This window comes from Psychrobacter sp. ANT206, from assembly GCF_056880555.1.
The window spans coordinates 1,478,231-1,500,857 of the sequence record NZ_CP096271.1 but is presented as its reverse complement, the minus strand read 5'-3'; the positions used below and the strand labels follow the sequence as shown (position 1 = coordinate 1,500,857).

At 42.5% G+C, this 22,627-nt stretch carries 24 protein-coding genes; 13 read left to right on the top strand and 11 right to left on the bottom strand.

Annotated elements, in window-relative coordinates:
* Entirely contained in the window at positions 1 to 1,266 is a 1,266-nt protein-coding gene (locus M0221_RS06305; protein ID WP_483284736.1) for a type III PLP-dependent enzyme, read from the top strand.
* A gap of 687 nt (positions 1,267 to 1,953) precedes the next feature.
* Here M0221_RS06305 and M0221_RS06300 read toward each other — a convergent pair.
* Positions 1,954 to 2,772: a DODA-type extradiol aromatic ring-opening family dioxygenase gene (locus M0221_RS06300; RefSeq protein ID WP_483284735.1), complete on the bottom strand. Its 819-nt coding sequence runs from the start codon at positions 2,770 to 2,772 to the stop codon at positions 1,954 to 1,956.
* Between the two features lie 218 nt (positions 2,773 to 2,990).
* Entirely contained in the window at positions 2,991 to 3,443 is a 453-nt protein-coding gene (locus M0221_RS06295) for a DoxX family protein (protein ID WP_483284734.1), read from the bottom strand.
* A gap of 173 nt (positions 3,444 to 3,616) precedes the next feature.
* Between M0221_RS06295 and M0221_RS06290 the strand changes: the two genes are divergently transcribed.
* Positions 3,617 to 4,528 carry a LysR family transcriptional regulator gene (locus tag M0221_RS06290; protein ID WP_483284733.1) on the top strand — a complete coding sequence of 304 codons (912 nt, stop codon included), beginning with the start codon at positions 3,617 to 3,619 and terminating at the stop codon, positions 4,526 to 4,528.
* A gap of 96 nt (positions 4,529 to 4,624) precedes the next feature.
* Here M0221_RS06290 and M0221_RS06285 read toward each other — a convergent pair whose 3' ends face one another.
* A complete protein-coding gene (locus tag M0221_RS06285) occupies positions 4,625 to 5,221 on the bottom strand; it encodes a LysR substrate-binding domain-containing protein (RefSeq protein WP_483284732.1) in 597 nt (198 codons plus the stop codon).
* Between M0221_RS06285 and M0221_RS06280 the strand changes: the two genes are divergently transcribed.
* The 7 genes from M0221_RS06280 to mtnP all read left to right on the top strand — a co-directional run bounded on the left by M0221_RS06280 (position 5,222) and on the right by mtnP (position 10,422).
* Positions 5,222 to 5,860 (top strand): IS1595 family transposase, encoded by a 639-nt coding sequence (locus tag M0221_RS06280; protein WP_483284731.1) that lies wholly within the window; start codon positions 5,222 to 5,224, stop codon positions 5,858 to 5,860.
* A gap of 188 nt (positions 5,861 to 6,048) precedes the next feature.
* A complete protein-coding gene (locus M0221_RS06275; protein ID WP_188004043.1) occupies positions 6,049 to 6,204 on the top strand; it encodes a hypothetical protein in 156 nt (51 codons plus the stop codon).
* Positions 6,205 to 6,315: 111 nt separating this feature from the next.
* Positions 6,316 to 6,852 carry a peroxiredoxin-like family protein gene (locus M0221_RS06270; RefSeq protein ID WP_263242419.1) on the top strand — a complete coding sequence of 179 codons (537 nt, stop codon included), beginning with the start codon at positions 6,316 to 6,318 and terminating at the stop codon, positions 6,850 to 6,852.
* A gap of 112 nt (positions 6,853 to 6,964) precedes the next feature.
* A complete protein-coding gene (locus M0221_RS06265) occupies positions 6,965 to 7,654 on the top strand; it encodes a glutathione S-transferase family protein (protein ID WP_263242420.1) in 690 nt (229 codons plus the stop codon).
* A gap of 190 nt (positions 7,655 to 7,844) precedes the next feature.
* A complete protein-coding gene (locus tag M0221_RS06260; RefSeq protein ID WP_263242421.1) occupies positions 7,845 to 8,756 on the top strand; it encodes a haloalkane dehalogenase in 912 nt (303 codons plus the stop codon).
* Between the two features lie 251 nt (positions 8,757 to 9,007).
* Positions 9,008 to 9,481: a GFA family protein gene (locus tag M0221_RS06255; RefSeq protein ID WP_483284730.1), complete on the top strand. Its 474-nt coding sequence runs from the start codon at positions 9,008 to 9,010 to the stop codon at positions 9,479 to 9,481.
* 47 nt (positions 9,482 to 9,528) lie between these two features.
* On the top strand, positions 9,529 to 10,422 hold the full coding sequence (gene mtnP, locus M0221_RS06250; RefSeq protein ID WP_483284729.1) for an S-methyl-5'-thioadenosine phosphorylase: 894 nt from the start codon (positions 9,529 to 9,531) through the stop codon (positions 10,420 to 10,422).
* A gap of 132 nt (positions 10,423 to 10,554) precedes the next feature.
* On the opposite strand, the gene M0221_RS06245 is transcribed toward mtnP, so the two are convergent.
* From M0221_RS06245 to arsS, 5 genes are all read right to left on the bottom strand, one after another.
* A complete protein-coding gene (locus M0221_RS06245; protein ID WP_201551299.1) occupies positions 10,555 to 11,610 on the bottom strand; it encodes a methyltransferase domain-containing protein in 1,056 nt (351 codons plus the stop codon).
* A gap of 109 nt (positions 11,611 to 11,719) precedes the next feature.
* Complete coding sequence (locus tag M0221_RS06240) at positions 11,720 to 12,343, bottom strand: TIGR04282 family arsenosugar biosynthesis glycosyltransferase (RefSeq protein WP_483284728.1); 624 nt, start codon at positions 12,341 to 12,343, stop codon at positions 11,720 to 11,722.
* A 102-nt stretch (positions 12,344 to 12,445) separates the two neighbouring features.
* On the bottom strand, positions 12,446 to 13,186 hold the full coding sequence (locus M0221_RS06235) for a TIGR04283 family arsenosugar biosynthesis glycosyltransferase (protein ID WP_483284727.1): 741 nt from the start codon (positions 13,184 to 13,186) through the stop codon (positions 12,446 to 12,448).
* A gap of 17 nt (positions 13,187 to 13,203) precedes the next feature.
* Positions 13,204 to 14,013 carry a DUF547 domain-containing protein gene (locus tag M0221_RS06230; RefSeq protein ID WP_149408330.1) on the bottom strand — a complete coding sequence of 270 codons (810 nt, stop codon included), beginning with the start codon at positions 14,011 to 14,013 and terminating at the stop codon, positions 13,204 to 13,206.
* 83 nt (positions 14,014 to 14,096) lie between these two features.
* Positions 14,097 to 15,065 carry an arsenosugar biosynthesis radical SAM (seleno)protein ArsS gene (gene arsS, locus M0221_RS06225; protein WP_483284726.1) on the bottom strand — a complete coding sequence of 323 codons (969 nt, stop codon included), beginning with the start codon at positions 15,063 to 15,065 and terminating at the stop codon, positions 14,097 to 14,099.
* Between the two features lie 670 nt (positions 15,066 to 15,735).
* Between arsS and M0221_RS06220 the strand changes: the two genes are divergently transcribed.
* From M0221_RS06220 to M0221_RS06205, 4 genes are all read left to right on the top strand, one after another.
* Positions 15,736 to 17,211, top strand: a complete 1,476-nt coding sequence (locus tag M0221_RS06220) for a DUF4331 domain-containing protein (protein WP_483284725.1) — start codon at positions 15,736 to 15,738, stop codon at positions 17,209 to 17,211.
* 27 nt (positions 17,212 to 17,238) lie between these two features.
* Positions 17,239 to 17,520: a hypothetical protein gene (locus M0221_RS06215; protein WP_149408333.1), complete on the top strand. Its 282-nt coding sequence runs from the start codon at positions 17,239 to 17,241 to the stop codon at positions 17,518 to 17,520.
* Between the two features lie 76 nt (positions 17,521 to 17,596).
* Entirely contained in the window at positions 17,597 to 18,763 is a 1,167-nt protein-coding gene (locus tag M0221_RS06210) for a tetratricopeptide repeat protein (protein WP_483284724.1), read from the top strand.
* Entirely contained in the window at positions 18,760 to 19,905 is a 1,146-nt protein-coding gene (locus M0221_RS06205; RefSeq protein ID WP_483284723.1) for a HupE/UreJ family protein, read from the top strand. Before M0221_RS06210 ends, M0221_RS06205 begins: the two co-directional genes overlap by 4 nt.
* Positions 19,906 to 20,104: 199 nt before the next feature.
* Here M0221_RS06205 and M0221_RS06200 read toward each other — a convergent pair whose 3' ends face one another.
* The 3 genes from M0221_RS06200 to M0221_RS06190 form a co-directional block, all read right to left on the bottom strand.
* Positions 20,105 to 20,506 (bottom strand): ExbD/TolR family protein, encoded by a 402-nt coding sequence (locus M0221_RS06200; protein ID WP_483284722.1) that lies wholly within the window; start codon positions 20,504 to 20,506, stop codon positions 20,105 to 20,107.
* Between the two features lie 54 nt (positions 20,507 to 20,560).
* The gene (locus M0221_RS06195; RefSeq protein ID WP_483284721.1) at positions 20,561 to 21,172 is read right to left on the bottom strand and encodes a MotA/TolQ/ExbB proton channel family protein; all 612 of its coding nucleotides are present in this window, start codon (positions 21,170 to 21,172) and stop codon (positions 20,561 to 20,563) included.
* Positions 21,173 to 21,284: 112 nt separating this feature from the next.
* Entirely contained in the window at positions 21,285 to 22,358 is a 1,074-nt protein-coding gene (locus tag M0221_RS06190) for an energy transducer TonB (RefSeq protein WP_483284720.1), read from the bottom strand.
* Between the last annotated feature and the right edge of the window lie 269 nt (positions 22,359 to 22,627).

The following is a 22,627-nucleotide window of genomic DNA, read 5'->3' as shown; positions in this document are numbered from 1 at the left end:
ATGATGACAAACGCGACAACAACACACTTAATAGAGACATCAGATAAGCATTCGCTTCCTCAAAAAATAATTGACTGTATCCATAATTATGATGCGCAGCCGTCACCGCTCTGTGCTTACATTTATGACTTAGAAGCTCTAGAAGAGCGTATAACAGATATGAAGCGCTGCCTGCCTGATAACACGCAGCTGTTTTATGCCATAAAGGCCAATGCTGAGCCTAAGATACTATCAACCTTAGCAGAGCATGTAGATGGGTTTGAGGCCGCTTCTGCAGGCGAGCTCAATTGGCTACAAACCCACCAGCCAAACCACCCTATTATTTTTGGTGGACCGGGCAAGCTGACCTCAGACTTACAGCAAGCCATACAACAGCAAATCGATACCATTCATGTGGAGAGTCTGGTCGAGCTGACTCGAATCCAGATCTTAAGTCAATCCTTGCAGCTTCCTGTCCGTATATTTTTGCGGATGAATATTGATATTGGTGATATCGGCAGCAGTAAGCTGGTCATGGGCGGCAAGCCTACCCCCTTTGGGCTAGATGAAACCCATCTCAAGCAAGCGCTAGCTATCATCGACTCAAACCCGTTTATTGAATTTTGTGGGTTTCATTTTCACTTGATGTCGCATCAATTATCAGTCAAGCGCCATCTGCTATTAATGCAGCGCTATATGGAGATGGTCAAGAAGTGGCAACAGAATTATTCGTCGTTGCCCTCAAAACTGACCATCAATGTGGGCGGCGGCATTGGTATTCACTATGATCAGCAGCCGCAGCATTTTGAGTGGGAAGTATTCTGTCAACAGCTTGCCATCATGTTAACGGCAAATCCGCAGTTTACGGTCAGGTTTGAGATTGGACGTTTTATCACTGCGCCCTGTGGTTATTACGTCATGGAGGTACTGGATATCAAAAAAAATCTTGGCGAGACATTTGTGATTGGTCATGGCGGCACGCATCACTTTAGAACGCCCGCCGCGCAGCAGCACAATCATCCTTTTTTCATCGTGCCACGCCGCACGAGCCACGCAATGGAAAATAAGTTGCTAGAAAATCTGATAGAGCAAGCCGCCATCACTGGCACCAAGGCAACCCTTGTCGGTCAGCTTTGTACTCCCAAAGACATACTGGCAAAAGATCAATGGATTGAAGCGCTGCATATCGGCGACTACCTTGTTTTTACCTTAGCAGGGGCTTACGCTTGGAATATCTCTCACCAAAACTTCTTAATGCATCAGCCACCGAAAATGATTTTTTTATAAAAGGATAAGGCTAATTTAATATATAAAGAAAAATGTGCGTCTTTGTTAGGCACCGTTAATAATTAAGAAAGAATGAAGATGGTTTGAGTGTGACAGTTCGGCAGGTAAGGTTGTGGCAAAAATAGAACCTCAAAGTCGTTGAATAGAAACTTATAAATACAAGGAAGCTGATGATGGGCATAAGGCCTATTAAACCTTAACTTTAACCCATCTGCGCTTAAACAATTCTAGACAGGTGATGTCACCTATATTTGTATCAAAGACGGCTAGTGTTATCTAGCCGTCTTTAGGTTTGTATGCCTGTCGTGTGATGGGATTTGCCATGTCAGACTCGCCTGATAGTATGCTGACCACTATAGACTGATTGTTGATTTTTGTGTGCTGAGAACCTCCTAACCATGACACTCATTTGCATTGATTTATGATCGATGCGCTATACAGGTATCGAACTACTCATTTTAGATATGGATTGCATGATTACGAAATCGATAGCATAGGTTATGATTAAGCAGTATGCCTAAAACCTCCCAAGTTGGTTTCTACCTGACTTACAGCGTAGACCACATAGCTGCGTTATGTATAAAAAACCCACTAAGCATCTACTGAGGAATTTTAGCGGGCTCTCATTAATTTTAGAAACATTTAGGTAGCTTGATTGATATTGAGGTTTGATAGAAGAATCTGAGCTTAGCCAAACCGAAAGGCTGATATCTGAGTCTTCATTACTTGCTGAGAATAGACCTTTTGCCCTTGATCTGTTCCTGCTGCGCCCGCGACAACCATCAGCGGGATCAAATGCTCTTCGCTTCCTAATAGATGAGACTCGATAGCATGGGGCGCTTTAGACCAATCACTAAGCGCTGCAAATCGCGCATCTTCATCGGCTGCAACCGTCTTAGTTAACCAATTATCAAATGCCACTGATGGAGCCGTGAATTTTTTATCGCCATAACCGCGCATATTATGAAAACTCATACCGCTGCCCACAATTAGTACCCCTTCATCACGTAATGCCGCAATTGCTTTACCTGCCATTAAATGGGCTTCAGGATCAAGATCCTGACGTAGCGATAACTGCACTACTGGGATATCCGCATTAGGAAAGATGAGTTTCAACGGGATGAATACTCCATGATCAAAGCCTCTTGTAGCATCTTGTGTATTGTTTAAACCTGCATCAGTGAGCATATTACCTATCCGTTCAGCCAATACTGGCGCGCCCACTGCTGGATAAGTCAGCTGATAAGTATGCTCAGGGAACCCATAATAATCATAAATTAGATCAGGTTGCATACTAGTGGTGATACTAAACTCAGGTGCTTGCCAATGTGCGCTGATGATCAAAACAGCTTTGGGACGCCGTGGCAAGCGACTTGAGATATCTTTTAAAAATTCGGCCATTTGATCCCAAGTATCAGTTGGCTGCCACTCCATAAAAAAACAAGGACCTGCACCGTGAGGTATAAATAATACTGGCTGCGTGGCTGAAATAGACTCATTATTCATTAGCTTCACTCCATTATCTTTACTAAATACTGCTAGGATGAACAGGCACAATTCTACTGGAATTCAGTGCTGTTAAATAATAATAAGCCACATGGAAGCATACTAAAGTCACAAGCCAGCGAACATTGCCTTCTTTATCTTATATATGTTGCCAGTTTTTAGTCCAATTGCCATTATTTAAGATGGACACTTACTATTAGCGAGTAAATATTGATTTATTAAACATTATCTAGTTTTTCTGATAAAGCATTATCCATACTGAGATAACCGCCACCTTGTATTGCCAAAGCAATCGAAGCGACCATCAAGGTCAAGGCATATTCGTAGCCACCATCAGCGACAAACAGCCCATTATTTATATGAACAGAAAAAATAGCAACGAGCATAGTGAATGCAGCGACTAATGCAGCTGGTCGTGTCAATAATCCTAATACTAAGGCAAGACCACCAAAGAACTCAGCACTCCCTGCCAATATTGCCATTAGAAAACCAGGTTCCATACCCATACTGCTTAACCACCCAGCCGTGCCAGCCAGCCCATTGCCACCAAACCAGCCAAATAACTTTTGAGCACCATGCGCTGACAAAATCAAACCTACGGGTACACGAAGGATTAAAGCGGCAGCGCCCGCTTTAGATAGCAAAATTCTATTCATTACTGACATTTTCATTGTTATTACTCCATTAGGTTTATTTTAGGAAGGGTATTTAATTCCTGGAATAACCATACTTTACTATCAACACAGTAAAAGAGTAAGATAGATAATATTGAATAATTAACAACATATCATTGATAATTGTTTTGGCGTTGAATTTTGATGATTAAATAGAAATAGGGCAAAATATGGATAGAATCGATGCAATGCGCGCCTTTGTGGCAGTGGTGACCGAAGGCAGCTTTAGTAATGCGGCAAATACCTTGCAGCTGTCACCGCAGTTGGTGAGCAAATATGTCTCTAAGTTGGAGGAGCAGCTAAATACACGCCTGCTTAATCGCACCACTCGTAAAGTCAGCCTTACCGAAGCTGGCAGTCATTACTTCGGACATGCACAACAGATTTTACTTAGCATTGATGATATGGAATCAAAATTAGGTGGTTTACAACAGAATCCCAAAGGCGTCTTAAGAATCAGTGCACCAGTATCGTTTGCCTTAAAACATATAGCTAAGTTAATCACTGACTTTCAGATCCATTATCCATTGATCAAAGTCGACCTACAATTGACTGATCGCAAAGTCGATATTGTCGAGGAGGGTTTCGATGTGGCCTTGCGTATCGGGCAGCTAAAAAGCTCGTCACTGATTGCTAAGAAGGTCGCACCCATTCGTGTGATGTTATGCGCTGCACCTGATTACCTGAACAAACATGGCACGCCTACTCAACCTGAAGATATTGCCGAACACCGCTATTTGCATTACAGCTATATGAATATGGATGGTAAGGACGATATCTACCAATTATTAAAAGCAAAATACCTCAAGCAAGGTAGCGAGCTTCGTAGTAATAATGGCGATGTATTGGTGGACGCGGCTATTGCAGGCGCAGGAATAGTATTACAGCCGACTTTTATTATCAGCGAAGCGCTTAGTAGTGGCAAACTAGTCGTAGTGTTGCCAAAACTTGAGCCTGAGGCTTTGGGCTTATATGCAGTGTATGCCCATAGAAAATTACTGCCACATAAAGTGAGGTGTTTTATTGATTTTGTGGAAGGCTATTATGGCACGCCACCGTACTGGGACGAGTCCATACCTTAGCTTTTATTGGGCTTAACGGCAATGACTCGTTTATTAAACTAGCACTCGTAAATGCTCACGCATAGGTTTATATTCTATATTAACACTATGATGTATTCATATTTTCTCACGCTTATAATCAAACCCTTCTTCATCATAAATCTGATAAGTCACGTCTAACAATGTTTTTAACAATTCTGATTTGTCAAAATGCCTGACACTCATCACAATCGGTGAGGTTAAATGACCATCCTCAAATGGAATATAAGTCACTTCTTGACTACGCAGATGCTCAAGCGTCTTTGGCACAATAGTCAGGCCTTCACCGGCTGCTACTAACCCTAACGCAACATGTAACTCACGTACTTCAGTCAGATAATTGGCTTTTAAGTTACGGGCTTCAAACAATTCCAACACATAATCAATAAAGCTGGGACGCGGCGCTGTTGGATATAACAATAGATTTTCATTGGTTAAATCCATTAGATTGATGCTAGTACGATTCTCCTTTACAAGCACGTGACTGACAGGAACTGCAACAACCAAACTCTCCTCTCTAAGAACCATTCTTCTGATAGAAGCATCTTCAAATAATAGCCTGCCAAATCCTACGTCTATTTTACCATCTACCAATCCTTGCGTTTGCTGCCAAGAGTTTAACTCATATAATTTAAGGGGCTGTCCTAGATAATTAAAACAATCTAGGATAGTCACATGAGAATCAGTAGATTAAGTTGGTACAAAAATACCAAGCTTATCGAACTATTTGTTGCTAGTTCTACCGTAAGAACAGTAGCAAGCTTAGTGGATGTTAATAAAACAACAGCCAGCTATTACTTTCACAGGCTAAGACTACTGATTTATGAAAATAGTCAGGAGCCTGACCTTCTAGAAGGCAAAATAGAAGTTAATGAGAGCTACTTTGGCGGCAGACGCAAAGGCAAACGTGGTCGCGGTACTGGTAACAAAGTTCCTGTTTTTGGACTGCTGAAGCGCAATGGTAGCGTCTATGCTTGTATCATCCCTAATGCCAAAGCCGATACCTTAATCCCTATTATAAGAGAGAAAGTAAAGCCTGATAATATCGTTTATACTGACTCATTCAGAAGTTATAACGCCCTTGATATCAGTAAGTTTACCCACTATCGTATCAATCATTCAAAAGAGTTTGCACAAGACAGTAATCATATTAACGGAATAGAGAACTTTTGGAGTCAAGCAAAGCGTCATATGCGTAAATATAATGGCATTCCAAAAGAACATTTCCATCTGTTTCTAAAAGAATGTGAGTGGCGTTTCAACTACAGTAATCCAAAACGTCAATTACATCAGCTAAAACAATGGGTTAAATAGGAACTGAACTGGTTATCTAGGACAGCCCCTAGCTCTATATTCAATAGTAGCCATCATTCTGACTATGTGTTGTAAGCTGGGCTGCAAGTGGTACAGTAAAGAGGTATAGGCAATAGCTTTAAGGTAGTTTTTAGGATAGAAATTTTAATTCTATTCAAAGGGATTTTATTCAAAGGAGCTGAACACCAATGAGTATAACTAAACAGGCATCCATTCATATTCGTTGTGATGGTGAATCTACCACATTACCTTCTATTTTAAATAATGCCTATCCTATGCGCCCATACTCTTTTACTACACGCTTAGTAAACTGGATATTAGCATCTGTAGATTGGAATGATTAATTAACTTGAGTGATTGCTCAAATATATCTTGAACATTTATTTTAGTCCAGTTAAGATGATCATTGCTATATAAATTACTCCTACTTATAAAACACTTCTAAAGGATAAATCATGCCATCAAATTACGCACAAAAAATTCAAGCCGGTGTCAAATTCCCCGATATAGACGTACAAATGCTAAATGGTGATATAAAGTCACTAGGTACGCCTGATAACGGTCATGACTGGAAATTGGTCGTGATGTATCGAGGTCAACATTGTCCGATATGTACTAAATACCTCAACCAGTTAGAAACCGTAAAATCGTCATTTGCTGATGCGGGTGTCGATATCATTGCAGTATCAGGTGATAGTAAAGAGCAATTAGAGAGTCATTTAGAAAAATTAGATATCGACTTCCCTATTGCCTATGGTCTGACTGTTGAGCAGATGAATACGCTAGGACTTTATATCTCAGAGCCACGTTCAGAGAAAGAGACCGATCATCCCTTTGCAGAGCCTGGTGTATTTGTGATTAATGCTGATGGAGAAATTCAAATCGTTGATATCTCCAACGCACCTTTTGCTAGACCTGAACTTGAAGCCCTTGCGAATGGTTTAGCCTTTATTCGAAAGAATGACTACCCTATTCGCGGTACGCATCGTTAGGCTCACTGTAAAAAATAATCCTTGATGACTGCATGAGTCTTTAAGGATTATTTGTATTTTTCATTGCTTTTATGATTGTCAAACTAAGACCTCCACAGGATAGGATCAGGTTATGCTCAAATTTTATTTTCATCAAACCCCAAACCCGATGAAAGTAGCTGTCTATCTCGAAGAGACTGGCTTGCCATATGAGTTGATCGCTATAGATACCTTAAAAGGCGAACAACATACCTCTGAGTATCGCGCTATTAACCCCAATGGTAAAACCCCGGCCATCGAAGATGATGGCAAACGTGTATTTGACTCTACTGCTATCTTGATGTATCTCTCCGAAAAAACAGGGAAATTAGCCGGTAAACCAGAAGATCGTGGCGAGATGCTGTCATGGTTGATGTTTATAGCGACAGGGTTAGGGCCGTTTTCTGGTCAATCTGTGCATTTTAGACATAAGGCACCAGAGAAAACGCCTTATGCTATCAATCGTTATCTTCGTGAAGCCGAACGTCATTACGAAGTGTTAGAGACCCACATGGAAGGTCGCGAGTATCTGGTTGGCGATGAGTATTCCATCGCTGATATTTCAGCTTGGGGGTGGATTGATAAAGCAACCGTAGTCTTAGGTGAAGAAGGTTTAGACAACTATCCTAATCTAAAGCGCTGGTTTGCAAATATAAGTGCTCGCCCTGCGGTCCAAAAAGCCCGAAATATTCCTAAAGGCATCGAGTTTAAGACCGAGTTTGATGATGTGGCAGCACGCGCGCTATACCCTCAAAACTTTGCTAAACCCGATAAGAATACCTAACAGCCAAAGAACGACTATCAAGTTAGAGGAATAATTGGCATAGGGTAAGAGTACGGAATATGATGCTCACATGATTAAGATTGGTGACAGCGATCCATTCTCATCGGGTTTTGTGGAGATCCACCCTAACTCTAAGATTCCATCAGCTGTGTAAGAATACGCGCTCATTTACCTAACTCAAGGACGAGACATGAAAATCCTCAGAACTCCCGATTCGCGTTTTGCAAACCTACCAGATTACAACTTTGACCCGCACTATCTAATGGTCGACGACAGCGAAGACAATGAGCTGCGTGTGCATTATTTAGACGAAGGACCAAGAGACGCTGATCCAGTGTTACTGTTGCATGGGGAGCCTTCATGGTGTTATCTATATCGTAAAATGATTCCGATACTGACTGCAGCGGGACACCGCGTTATTGCGCCAGACCTCCCCGGTTTTGGGCGCTCAGACAAACCCACATCTCGTACTGACTATACCTACCAACGTCATGTCAACTGGATGCAATCCGTACTCGACCAATTAGATCTGAATAACATCACTCTGTTTTGTCAGGATTGGGGTGGACTGATTGGTTTGCGTTTGGTTGCAGAAAATCCAGACCGATTTGCTCGGGTAGCAGCTGGCAACACCATGCTCCCTACCGGCGACCACGATCTAGGTGAAGGTTTTCGTAAATGGCAGCAATTCTCGCAGGAAACACCTCAATTTCATGTCGGAGGGACCATCAAGAGCGGTACCGTTACCAAGCTGTCACAGGCGGTGATCGACGCCTACAATGCACCATTTCCTGATGAATCCTATAAGGAGGGCGCTAGACAGTTTCCACTGCTTGTACCCTCGACGCCGGATGATCCTGCTTCAGAAAATAACCGCGCTGCATGGATTGAGCTGAGTAAATGGACAAAGCCCTTTATCACGCTGTTCAGCGATTCTGACCCAGTGACTGCTGGTGGCGATCGCATTATGCAAAAAATCATTCCCGGAACCAAAGGTCAAGCACATACGACTATTGCCAACGGCGGACATTTTCTTCAAGAAGACCAAGGTGAAAAAGTGGCTAAGCTTTTGGTCCAATTTATTTATGATAACCCGAGATAATTCATCATCACCCTAAGTGACTTAAAGTAAAAAATATAAAGAACTTTGCGCTATTTTCTATAATTTTTTGACAGCTTTTGCTTTTTGTTAGTCATGCTAAATGCTTCATTAAACCACTAGTTTATCTCTGCATCTTCTTTAGCATAGATCCTATTCGTTCATGATACTGAAAGCGACTACACTAATACGCTAGGATAGTGCTATATTTCAAAACAATAAATATCCACGCCCCTACTATTAAGGACTGACCAATGAGCAGAGAATTTACCCCACAAGAAGGCTCTTGCTCCTGTCATAGCAATACTTATACGATCAATAATCAGCCCATTGGACGCTTTATCTGCCACTGCACTATTTGCCAAGAATTCACTGGCCAAGCTTATAATGATGTGACGATTTTACTTAAACCCGATGTGAGTTCATTAAACCTTATCAGAACCAAATTTCGCCGTTGGAAACTCCCACCAAATATTAGCCGCGGACTTTGTACCCGTTGCAATAAACCCAGTATAGAAATGGCGTTGGGCGGCAATCTAATATTAATACCCACAACAAATTATCCTGATGTGGCGGCACTACCCAAGCCAACTATGCATCTATTTTATAATCGCCGCACCAGCGATATAGAGGATGATTTGCCCAAGTACAACGGCTTTGTGCAAAGTCAGGCGATGATCTTGAAGGCGCTTGCTCAAGGTATGTATAAGAGAGTCAGTAAACGCTAGTAGTATTAGCTCTGATAGACTCTACCAATGATCATTTGGAACCCAATATGACTTCAACCGCAGTAGAAATTACGGTAAAAAACGCTGCCGATATCGCTATTATCGGCGGTAGCGGTCTATATCAAATGCAAGCTTTGTCCAATAAGCGTAGCGTTAAAATTGAGACACCCTATGGTGAGCCATCTGATGACATCGTGCTCGGTGAACTTAATGGCGTCACAGTTGCATTCTTAACGCGACATGGTCAAGGACACAGGTTAACCCCCTCTGAGGTGCCTTATCGTGCCAACATCTATGCCTTAAAGACTTTAGGTGTACGCTATATCGTCTCAGTATCAGCGGTTGGCTCATTGCAAAAAACGCTGAAACCACTAGATATGGTCATCCCCGATCAAATGATTGATATGACTAAGCAGAGAGTAAGCACGTTCTTCGGAGATGGTGCGGTCGCCCATGTGTCAATGGCTGACCCTTTATGCCCTGAAGTAGCAGACATCTTGATGCGAGCTTATGGCAACGCAAATATTGCGGATGGGCAATGCCACGCAAAAGCGACCTATGTGTGTATCGAAGGACCTCAGTTTTCAACTCGCGCAGAATCACACTGGTATCGGCAGATGCAAGCGGACATCATCGGTATGACCAATATGCCAGAAGCTAAGCTGGCACGCGAAGCCAGTATCGCCTATGCCACATTGGCGCTAGTGACAGATTTTGATTGTTGGCATCCAAATGAGCAAGCCGTCAGTGCAGATTATGCTATACAAAATCTAATGAAAAATGCAGATAACGCGCAGCAAGTCATTAAGCAAGCCGTGGCATTAATTGCATCCGAACAGCCGAAATCTATCGCTCATACTGCTTTGACCCAAGCATTAGTCACGCCTGTTGAAGCGATGAGCGAAGAGACTAAGACAAGGCTTGCAGCATTGCTTCTGTAGAGGTTAAAACCTTAGACATCTATAATGTTTTTTCATATAAAAGAGGCCTTCTAACTATTTGAGGGCCTCTTTTATTTTTGACAGATAGATTTTTGGAGAGATAGCTTTTTCAACATCATACAGGTCTTACTTTTAGCAACAGCTTCCTGAATTAACAAACGGCCCAGACACTATATCCGCTTGATGACCAAACGGTAAGATATCACCACAACCTGCAAAAATACCATAGTGGCGACTATCATCGCCAATAAAATCAAAATGCTTAGCAAAGCGTGACTCTTTTAGCATACGAAAAGTATTACCACAGACAGGGAAAACGCGACCTGTCTCAATCGTATGATGTTTATCTAAATTAAAATGATGCGGTAGCTGGTCAATGGTTCCGTAATAAATGACTGCTTGACCGTGGTCTTCACAAGCATCTTCCAGCGTGGCAATCTTGAATAATCGATAAGTAGCGGAAAAAAACTGAATATCGCCAATCTTAGCAGCAAGTAGCGAATCGGTGATTTCAAGCGGACGATCTTCAACCAAACGCGGGTCTAAAAAATCAGCATGTCGTGCTAAGCGCTCAAAATCCTTCCAATATAAGGCACCACTTAAACACTCTCCATAAAGGACAGGATCATTGACTAAATGCTGCGGGATACGGCGGTCTGCATAGACATCAGAGAAATAAAACTCACCGCCAGGCTTGAGCAAACGCTGCACACTGGCCATCACCGCTGCTTTATCAGGCGATAGGTTAATAACACAATTTGAGACAATGATATCGAAGCTATTGGGGTCTAAATTGAGCTCATCTAGCTTTTCGATGTAGCCCTTGAGAAAAGTCACATTGTCGTAGCCAAATTTATCCACATGATAATTTTGATGCTGCTTTGCAATGGCTAGTTGTTCATCCGTCATATCGACACCGACCACATGACCTGTACGTCCAACCAATTGTGCTAATGCATAGACATCACGGCCCGAACCGCAGCCCAAATCTAGGATACGGCAGCCTTCAAGTAGCGCTGGGCAGACCAAGCCACAACCATAATATCGACTTAGAACCTCATCATGAATATTCGCTAATAAAGGCTTTAACCAACTTGGCATATTGCTAATATCACAGCATGCTGACGTTTTTAAATCCTCAGTACTTTGTAGCTGCTTGCCATAATAATCTTGAACAACCTCATGCATAATAACTTCCTTGTTAATAATAAAACGGCTTAAGCAACCTTATTCAGCACCCTATATCAGGGTCATCCTAAAGATAAGAAATATGAATCATATTTAAAGAACCAGCTAATCAAGAGCCTATTTTTTGAAGCCAACCTACGGGCAAATGTTTTAAATCTGCAGGCTCATCAATGTCATGCAGTGGGTCTAATAACGCCAATGTCCAACCCAATGCTGCAATACGTTGTCGAGTCACTGCTGCCACGCTGGCAGTGCTCCACTCAACATCCGAAAATAAACTGGCATCAACTTGCTTAAACCCTAAGAGCACGTAACCGCCATCTGAGGCAGGAATCATGACCGTATCAGACTGCTCTAATTGCTGCACTGCCTCTTGAATACGCACTGGCGTTAAGCTTGGACAATCCGTACCAATCAATACCACTTGTTTAAAAGTATTTAACGCTTGCCTGCTAGCAGCTAACATGCGTAAGCCTAGGTCATCATTTGCTTGCGCTGACCACTGCAATGACTCAGGTAAACCAAGCGTCTGCCAACATAAATCATTTGGCGCTGGACTCACGCACAGCTCGACGCTAAATCCGGTTGCTAGTGCCTGCTCAACGCTATGCAATAACAGCTGTTTTGCTATAAGTGACGCACCCTCAAGACCAAGCGCAGGCTGCAAACGTGTCTTTGCCATACCACGAGCGGGGAACTTGGCGAAGATAATAATAAGCGTGTCTGTTTGCATAGCATCTCTTGGCATAAGTATTTGAATTTTTATTATTACAAGTTGAAATGGTTTGAGCGCACTCTAGGACTCTTTACTGCTAATAAGGGCAATTGTTAGCTACTAAGTCTTATAATAACGCTGCTTAATATTATCAGCAGAGACACCGCGCCAGTAATCAAAACGCAGATGCCACATCAAACCTATCGTGCGCCAAGTTCCATACTGTTGCCAGCGCCGTGCCGAAGTTATCACTTTGCTTCGTAGACAAGCTGGCTTACCAATAGCTTTAAGACGTTTGCAAAGTTCAATATCTTCCATAAGTGGCTGCTGAGGGTAACCACCCAGCTGCTTAAAAAGTGGTTTTTTGATAAATATCGCTTGATCACCCGTTGCAATCCCACTTAATCTGGAACGCCAATTCATCATCTGGCTGACTACCTTAAGCATCCATGCAGGACTGTCTAAACGTACATCAAAACGTCCCCACTCTGCTCGCCTGACGGCTAATGCAATATCAGTAATAGCGTGATTCGGCAGCCGTGTATCAGCATGCAAAAATAACAACACATCACCCGTTGCTAGCTTAGCACCTGCATTCATTTGCAGCGCACGTCCAGCGGTGGACTCTATTATTTGCCAATCAATAACCTGTCTACTAATAACGGATGTACTGCTATCTATCAAACTTTCAATCAGTTCCTTGGCAATGGCAACTGAGTTATCTGTTGAACCGCCATCCACTAGTATGACCTGATAAGGTGCTGGATTCAGATGAGCAAGATGACCCATCAATTTAGGCAAATTATCCGCTTCGTTTAATAACGGTATTACGATAGAGAGTTGGATTGGCACAGCAGTCATTTTTATTAACGCCCAATTTATTTCTTATTCAACCGCCAATCATAATTGGTATAACTGACTTTTATTTTACCCTGCTCTAAGGCCTTCACTTGAGTATTATTCATTCCTAATGCTTGACTATAACGTCCCAAAAATCCTGCAACGTCATTAGTACCGCGCCAACCCATCGTAAAATCTTCTTTATACCACTTAAAAATTGGTGATACCTCAAGCGTATTGCCCTTCAAGCGATTACGGCTGCTGTCTGCCAAAAACTTACTGGTGACTTGCTCTAACTGCTTCTCTAAGCGCTTTCCAGTAAACGCATCGTCTAGGAGCGCAGGACAACCAATACTGGCACAATTAACCGCAAAGTGAATACGCGGGTCATTATAACGCTTGGAGCCGCGAATCAGATTGTGTTCAATATCATCTAGCGAGCGTGTTTTACCCAATAGTGGAATGAAATTCTGCTTCCAAGGTGAGCTTAATACGGATCCAATATCTTTAATTGATTTGATATTTGGATACTTGGTGAGCACCAACTCCACCGTGCCTGCGTTATAGACATTGATTAAAAAGGCTAGCTGCTCATCTTTATTCCAACCGTTAAATTCAGATTGACTGACCTTACTAGTGGCAGCCATATAGCTATCTAACTTACTTTTATCTGACTGCATGCCAACATAATCAACTACCGACGCTTTGCCAGCATTGGTCATGGTTACATGTTTATCTAGCAACGTATCCCAACTGCTGTGATTAAAATCCGCATAGGCGGCTGCGCTTGATAACAAAATAGCGGTGGCAATAGTCGTTTTGACTATTAAGTTATTGAATAATGACATGGTAGTAACTCCGCTTAAATAGATAGGTTTTTGCCTATCCTAATCTCATTTATTCCAGTTTTATCTAATCTACTCTAATAAAGCTATATAGCTGACTCTTCTAAAATACCGCCGCAGCTACTGCCCTGTCCTGCCGTACACCCATAGCAATGGTCCGCAATGGCAATATCATCACCTGCAGGATTTTGTGTTAATAAATCTCGTAGATGACGGCGGGCTTTGTTTGGTACCGGAATCTCAAGCTGCTGGTTGAAATCGCAATCAAATAACTCACCCAGCCAATTTACACTGATAGTCGAGCGACACATCACTTCGGTTAAATTGGAAGCCACATAATTGGCTTTGAGTAAATCCATATAAGGATGGAACTGTTTTTTAGCCAATAGAACCGCACCAAAGCGCTGAATAGGCATATTGGTTAACGCAAATAGCTGATTAAACTCAATATCGAAGTGCGCTTTTAACTCGCGCTTATAATCCGCTTCTAGCTGCTGCTGATTGGGTGGTAGTGTCGCCCCTTGTGGGTTATACACAAGATTCAATGTCAAATTCGAACCAGATTTACCATAACCTAAAGCATTAAGCTTGTGTAGTCCTAAGATACTGTCATCAAACGCCCCTTTGCCGCGCTGCTTGTCTACGTTTTCTAATGAGTAACAGGGAAGCGAAGCAACAACCTCAACCTCATTGTCCGCCAAGAACTGCGCCATATCCTCATAACCTTCTACCATCAGAATCGTCAGATTGCAGCGGTCAATCACTTTGACACCCAGCGCTTGTGCCGCTTTAACCAAGTACTTAAAGTCTTCATGCATTTCAGGCGCGCCACCAGTCAAATCCAGTGTATCTATATTTTGTGCTTGTAAAATTTGTGGAATCAGTTCAACCAGCTCACGTGACATCATCTCCGTACGGTACGGACTGGCGGCAACATGACAATGCACGCAGGACATATTGCACAAGTAGCCCATATTCACTTGTAAGATTTTAAGCTCTCGCCTTTTAATATTAGGAAAATCAGTATCTTCGAGCAATTCAATGGTAGATTTCATAGTGGTGTAGAATCCAGATGTTAGTCTTCTTGATTATAAATGGACATCATTAAATTTTTGGTATAGATAGTGTTTGTCTTATAAATCTACTGCTTATATAAAGCTAATCTAATTAATAATACCTTATTTTTTCTGATGCATTGCCATTAATCTTAGATTATTGAACATTGATAATGTTAGCTATATATAAGGACAAGATGAAGCTGCGATATTTTCAAAACTTTGAACGACTTAAAAGCGTGTGCCATTCTCTCCTGAATAATGAGCCTTTTTTATCAGCTTATTATTCCATTATCCTTGCTTTTCTTGCGCTAATATTCCATTTATTTCCCTTATGTTTTTAAGTAAATACCTTTATAAGTGATTTAAAAACGCTTTTGTAACAGAAAAACAACACTTATCCCAATAAATCCGATGAACGTTACGATAAACCCGATGAGTGCCATAATAAAATTCTTGCTTAAGCATATAGTTTCGTTTAACTTATTCAGAGGATAGTTTAGATATATTTATATATGGATTATATATAATAAAAATTTAAATTGTCTCAGGAACCTCTCGGAAATATTTCAAAATCAACCATTTAGTAATGCAATATCCAAGTATGTACCGTCTATATATTTATGATTTAAATACCCCTTAGCCCTCAAGTTTTTTTACAAGGATTCGTATGAAATATACTATACACGCTCTATTAGCAGCGATGGCTTTATGCGCAAGTGCAAGCGCTGTAGCCTCTAGTCACCGTGAAGCGCCCTCAATCACCAAAACGCCTAAAGTTGATGCCACTGACCTCTATATGTTTAACAGCTATGAGAGTGGCCGAGCAGATTACGTCACCATCATTGCTAACTATTTACCACTGCAAGATGCCTACGGTGGACCTAACTATTTTTCGTTAGATGATGATGCTCTATATGAGATCCACATTGATAACAACGGTGATGCGGTCGAAGACGTCACCTTCCAATTTGACTTCAAACAAACACTAAATAGCATCGAAATACCCTCAGGCGGTCCGTCAAATGTTGCGATACCATTATCTAACGCGGGCGATGCCTCAAACCCAGCTAACGTGCAAACCAGTGAAAGCTATGGTGTGACGATGGTTAAAGGTGATCGCCGTAGCGGCGCGCGTACACCACTGGGGAATTTTAACAAGCCATTTGATTACATCGGCACCAAGTCTTTTGCAGACTATCCAGGCTATGCAAGAGGCTTTATTCAACCGTTAAACTTAGGCACTTGTGGGGCTGGCAAGGTCTTTGTCGGTCAACGCGCTGAAAGCTTTGCTATTGATTTGGGTAGAGTGTTCGATCTGATTAATTTAAATCCATTAGGTCCACGTGACGGCGGGACAAACGTACTAGCAGATAAAAATATTACCTCGATTGCAATGGAGATACCTAAAGCTTGTCTCGTTAATGCAGCCCAAGTAGATTTAGGCAATAATAAGAGAGGTGTAGATCCTGTGATCGGCGCTTGGACGACTGCCAGTGTTCGTCAGGCTACCTTAGTCAATCCTTCACCTGCTTCTGGTATCAGTACCACTGCTAAGAAAGGTGGTGCATGGACTCAAGTTTCAAGATTGGGTATGCCGCTGGTCAATGAGGTCGTCATTGGTCTTAAAGACAAAGACAAATTTAACGCCTCAGAGCCAAAAGATGACGTGGCTAATTTCAAGAATTATGTGTTCTATCCTACGCTACCTGCCTTGATTCAAAAACTATATCCAAGTGCGCCAGCACCTACTAACTTCCCGCGTCAAGATCTAGTAACTGCGTTCCTAACGGGCGTTCCTACTATCAACAAACCAGCTAACAAAGCTTTAGTCCCAGCTGATATGTTACGCTTAAATACCACGACACCTACTGTAGTAGCGGCAAGTCAAAATGACTTAGGTGTGATCGGTGGTGATACCGCAGGTTTCCCAAATGGTAGACGACCTGGTGATGATGTAACTGATGTATCGTTAAGAGTAGCGATGGGCGTCCTATGTCATGCCGGACTACCTCCAGAAGCTACTTGTGTCCCTGCTGATGCGAAAGCTGGTACAGCGCCATTTACTGATGGAGTCGTAAAATCTGCCACTGCTTTTGACTCAGTCTTTCCTTATCTAAAAACCCCTAATGCAGGCAGCCGCTAAGCTGAACCTAACCTAAGGAGAAATACCATGCGCTATGTACTTTTAGCGATATTGGTTACCGGATCGGCTGCTCTTACTGGCTGTTTCGGTGATAACGACAACAAGAACTTTGAGACAGGAAATCAGGGCAATCCCAATGTAGCAGCAGATCAAGCGAAGGCAAATCTAGCAGTCGAGAGAGTCTCTACCGTGATCAACGCCAGTAAGGATGTAAATACCGACGAACCGCAAGATATTGATCGGATTATTCTTCCCGAAGCCAATCTAGCAGAGCCTGTTGCGGTAACAGGTGCCAACGCCTCGTTGTAATCTGACGTGATATAAACCTGACACCTGATCAAACTCTTGATCAGGTGTTTCTTTATGTTTTGAGCTGAGAGATCTTATGAACTGGATTAAGCCCTTTATTGGACTACTACCGTTATTACTTATCAACAGCCCCCTTCTTCATGCTGCACCCTTTATTCCAAAAAGCGACCAACAAATTCTTGAGACCTTACCTACCGATTCACCGCCGCCGCGCTACTCAAACTCAGACAGCTTTTTATCTAGTGCGAGCACAGCCAGTCCTGAGCAAACCAGTCAGCTTTTAGAGCGCGCTTACTTACAGGGCGATCCACGTGCGCTGGGTCAAGCCCGAGCGCAGCTGGATCAAATAAAGGATCCGGATGTAGAAACCCTCATGTTACGAGCACGAGCATTGCAGGCAGATCACAAGTTCTCCGAAGCAAAAGCACAGCTAAAGCAGATATTAAGTAAAGATCCTGCTCACGCAGATGCGCTGTTGACACTCTCTTCTCTGCTTGTCGTACAAGGTCAGTTTGATGAGGCAATGAGCTACTGTACAAAGCTCGATGATGCTTCCCTACGCGTCTATCAATTGGCATGTATGGCTCAAGTGCAGAGCATGACCGGTCAACTGACGCAAGCAAAGCAAACCCTGAATGGGCTCGCCAATCTTGCGCCCGGACTCGATGCATCGACCGCACGCTGGATTTACCTTATTCAAGCAGACGCTGCACTGCGTAGCAAGGATGTTGCGCTTGCTACTCAAGTCTTTAGTGTGATGGACACTCAAACTGTACCCGCACTCATGGCACGCGCTGATTGGCTATTAAAACAAGGAGACTATGAAAAAACGCGGCTATTGCTTCAGGATCATACTGACAAAGACGCGCTGTTGCTAAAGCTCATCACGGCTCAAATTCAACTGGGGGATCCTAAAGCTCAGCAAAACTTAGGACTTATGAAAGAACGCATCGATGTATGGAAGATACGTGAGGAAAATGCCCACATGCGTGAACAGGCTACTTATGCCCTACTTGCTAACCAAATTAACTCAGCGCTGCAATTGGCTCGCGAAAACTGGCAACAACAGCGCGAAACGGCTGACATCGTGATCTATGCGACAGCAGCCATCAAAGCCGGTAGCAAAAAAGACATTGAGCTATTGCGCCAGTTTATGACAGACACACAATTTGAATACCCAGCACTCGAGCGCGATCTACGTTTAGGAAAAATCAGCCGTTCAAGTAAGGAGACACCTTCATGAGCGCATTTATCAGGCTCATTTGGAGTCACACTTATCGTTATCTGACTTTATTCTTATTGGTGCTGACGTCTACGGCACTACAAGCACATGAATCTAGTACGGCTTACTTAAACTTAGAGCCCCTGAGCTCGTCGAGTACAGCAGACACTGCTTATAAGGCTAAGTACGAGCTATCGCTTCGAGACTTAGCTTTGCTGATAGATATAGACTCAAACCAAGACAGTCAAGTAAGTTGGGCAGAGGTCAAATCACAGACGACGCTTATAGAACAGCTTATTTCTGCTCAGGTGACATTATCAGCGGGCGATCAATCCTGCCAAACCACAAACTTTGCGCCACTAGCGATTAATACGCGTGGTGGCTTTAATTACTTACATACCGAATTTGAGTTGGGCTGCGCTGCTGCTATCTCAGAGCTTAACTATCAAGTTCTGGCAGGTATCGATGCTAACCACCGCTTGATACTGACGCAAGCTGGTAGCGAATTACCGGTTCAAGTATTGACCGTTGGACAAACTTCATTAGGTGCTGGGACAGACTCTGGCTGGCTCTCTACGGCGACAAACTTTTTGAAAAGTGGGATACACCACTTGCTGATCGGCTGGGATCATCTATTGTTTTTGTTTGTCCTTTTAATACCAGCAGTTTACGTGCGTAAGCAAAAACAATTGGTTGCCGTTGCCAAACCGCGAGTTGCATTACTTGAGGTATTTTGGATTGCAACGTCTTTTACGCTTGCGCACTCAATTACCTTGAGCTTAGCTGCCCTTGGTATCGTCAGTATACCTGCCCGCTTTATCGAATCTTTAATTGCTCTGTCCATCGCATTCGCTGCGTTAAACAATCTGGTACCAATGTTACGAGTGCGTGCTGTATATTTGGCCTTTGTTTTTGGTCTGATTCACGGGTTTGGCTTTGCCAATGTGCTCGTAGATTTGCCACTAGCAACAAGTGAACGCGTATTAGCATTATTAAGCTTCAATATAGGGATTGAGCTAGGACAACTAGTATTCATTGCCATAGTATTTCCGATCGCGCTGTTATTACGTCATACGCGTTTTTATAAATCGGTTATATTTTATGCTGGCTCTTTTGTCAGTATCGCCATTGCATTGTGGTGGTTTTTTGAACGAATAACGTGATTAAAAAATTAAAATGTATAATAAGTAGCTCAACATAACATCGATACGTTATTGAATAATCTCGACTAGTTTTACAGTGATTCCACTATCCTTACTTTTATCATGAACACAGTTTAAAACATTAAAGAAGGGGCTAAGATTAATAATCTTAGCCCCTTCTTAATTTCAATAGGAAATTTTGTATTCTATAAATGGCTATTTATTCAGTGACAAAAGCAACCTTAGTCAAACCCGCACTATTGGCGGCAGCCAGCACTTGCGCCACCATATCATAACGGGTGTCTTGATCCGCCCGCAAATGAATATACGGATTACTACCGTCTTTTGATGTTTCTTCAAGCCGCAATTGCAATTGCGCTAACGTCAGCGCTTCCTCATCCAAAAATAGACCATTGTCTTTATCAATGCTTATTTGCAATATCTCATCAGGCAAGCCGCTTACTGTGGCATTGGTATCAGGCAGATCCAGTGGTACGGTTGGATTCATCACCGTGGCTGTGACCAAAAAGATAATCATCAGTACCAGCATAATATCAATGAGCGGAATGAGATTCATCTCGCTCATACCTTGGGTCTCTTCATCACCTAGATGGAATGCCATACCTGCCTCCTTATTTTTCTTTATTCGTCAGTTTATCGAATGAATAGCCACTGTCTATACTTTGGCACCAGTTGCTTCAACGAGAGTTGCTTTGCTATTTGTTAGCATACTCGGTCGCATTGACTCGCCTAATAGACCATGCGCAATGTCATTGGCTCTATACAAGATTCGGCGATTCATACGCGTAATGACGTTATAGAAAATCACCGCAGGAATCGCGACCGCAAGACCTAGACCAGTCATAATAAGCGCTTCACCTACTGGGCCCGCTACTTGGGCAAGTCCTGCCTGCCCACTATCACCAATACTACGTAGTGCATGGAATATGCCCCACACTGTCCCAAATAGCCCAATAAAGGGGGCAATAGCAGCAGTCGTACCGAGCAGTGGTAACCCTTGCTCGCTTTGATAACGATATCGACCAATCTGCTGTAATAACATCTGTTCGGTGAGAAGCCTGCGCTCTTCTGGGCTAGCTTGCAAAGTGGGCGGTATCTGACTGTGTATTTGCTGAGCTAAGTCAACGACGACGGTTTTAGCCAACTGATGACTATAGTACAATCGTAAAACCCCTGTCACCCAAGACACAATCGACAAAGCAAATAATGCGAAAAATAAACTCTTAGTAATGATATCCGTATATTGCCAATAATCTGTAAAATCCATATAGACTCCTAAAAGCAGTTAAGTAGCTAGTGAGGCTGACAATACATTTTTTATGAACACATTCTTCATATATTCGGTTTAATCAAAAAAGGAAAACGAGCTATTATTTAGATTAAGGTCGCTCATATATTAATGACATCGGTACAATGCCATTAACAGGTCGCTCATTTTGTTGGAACGGTTTAAGTTGTCCTGCTCTGACTTGAGTCATCGCTGCAATATCAACAATCTTATTACCCGATGATTCGAGCAATTGCACATCCGTAATGTAGCCGTTTTTATCGACATGAAGCTCCAATAATACAGTGAAGATATCGCCTGATTGACTAGTCACTTCACGCCAAATCGCCGACGGTAGGTCTGTTTCAGGTTTCTTCTGATCAAGCCAGCTGGCTTGATTCTCCAAAAAGTCAACTGCCTCATCATTGAGGTTAAGCTGTTTTCGTTTCTCATTACTCTTGCCAGCCTGCGCTTGCAGCAGCTCTCGTCCCGCACGTTTTCTACCTTCTTGCCACTGACGTGCTTGATCACGATTGAATTGTGCTGTCACCGATCGGATTAACGACGCTATATCTATCTCTTCTTCAGCCTTAATCCTAACTGTTTTTCTCTTCTCTTTTATGACCAGCCCTTGCGTTGACATATCTGTTGATTCAGGGCTGACCTGTTCTGTCATCGCTTGAACCAAGGCTACAAGATCCTGTTCTTCTTCCGATTCTTTGGTCGTATTTTTCTGTACCAAGACTGGCAGTTGAGTTTCTTTTGTTATCTTAGTCTTTTCTGGATTTGACTGATTTTTTATTGGATCAGAAATTAAAGGTTTAATAGAATTTAGCGGTTTACTAAAGGTTGGCTCTGATACAGCATTTACTGGCTTAGCTTCTACCTGTTTAGTATCTGATAGTTCAGCGGATTTTTTCTCTGATTGCGGCAGTCGTTGAGGAACAGAGTTAGCTTTTGTAAGGATATTTTCGGCACGACGTTCTGCAGTAGCCGCTGCGGATGATTTTGGCAATGTCACTAGCTCTAATTGGATTGCCTGAGGCTTAGCCGCTTTAGCCTCTAAAATTTCAGGGCTATCCATAGATATCACAGCCCATACAGTAAGACCGTGTAATATAATCACAAAGATAGTTATCCAAGCACTGATAGAGCCGCTGAGACGGGTAAATGGATGTAGTATCATGATGATTTATTAGGCAGCCTATTAGAAATAGCAGTTGAATAATTGTCCATCAACGATAGCAAATATTTGCCTATAAGCGTCAGATTATATAGTAATTTTTATGGAGTGCTGAAGTAGCTTATTGTGCTTACAGTGGTGAATGTATCTATTGCAAGAGCAGGACTGATATTACAGCCGGCTTTCATTATTAGTGAAGCGTTTATGAGTGGTAAACTGGTCGTAGTGTTGCTAAAAATTGCACTGAGGCTTTGGGCTTATATATATAGTTT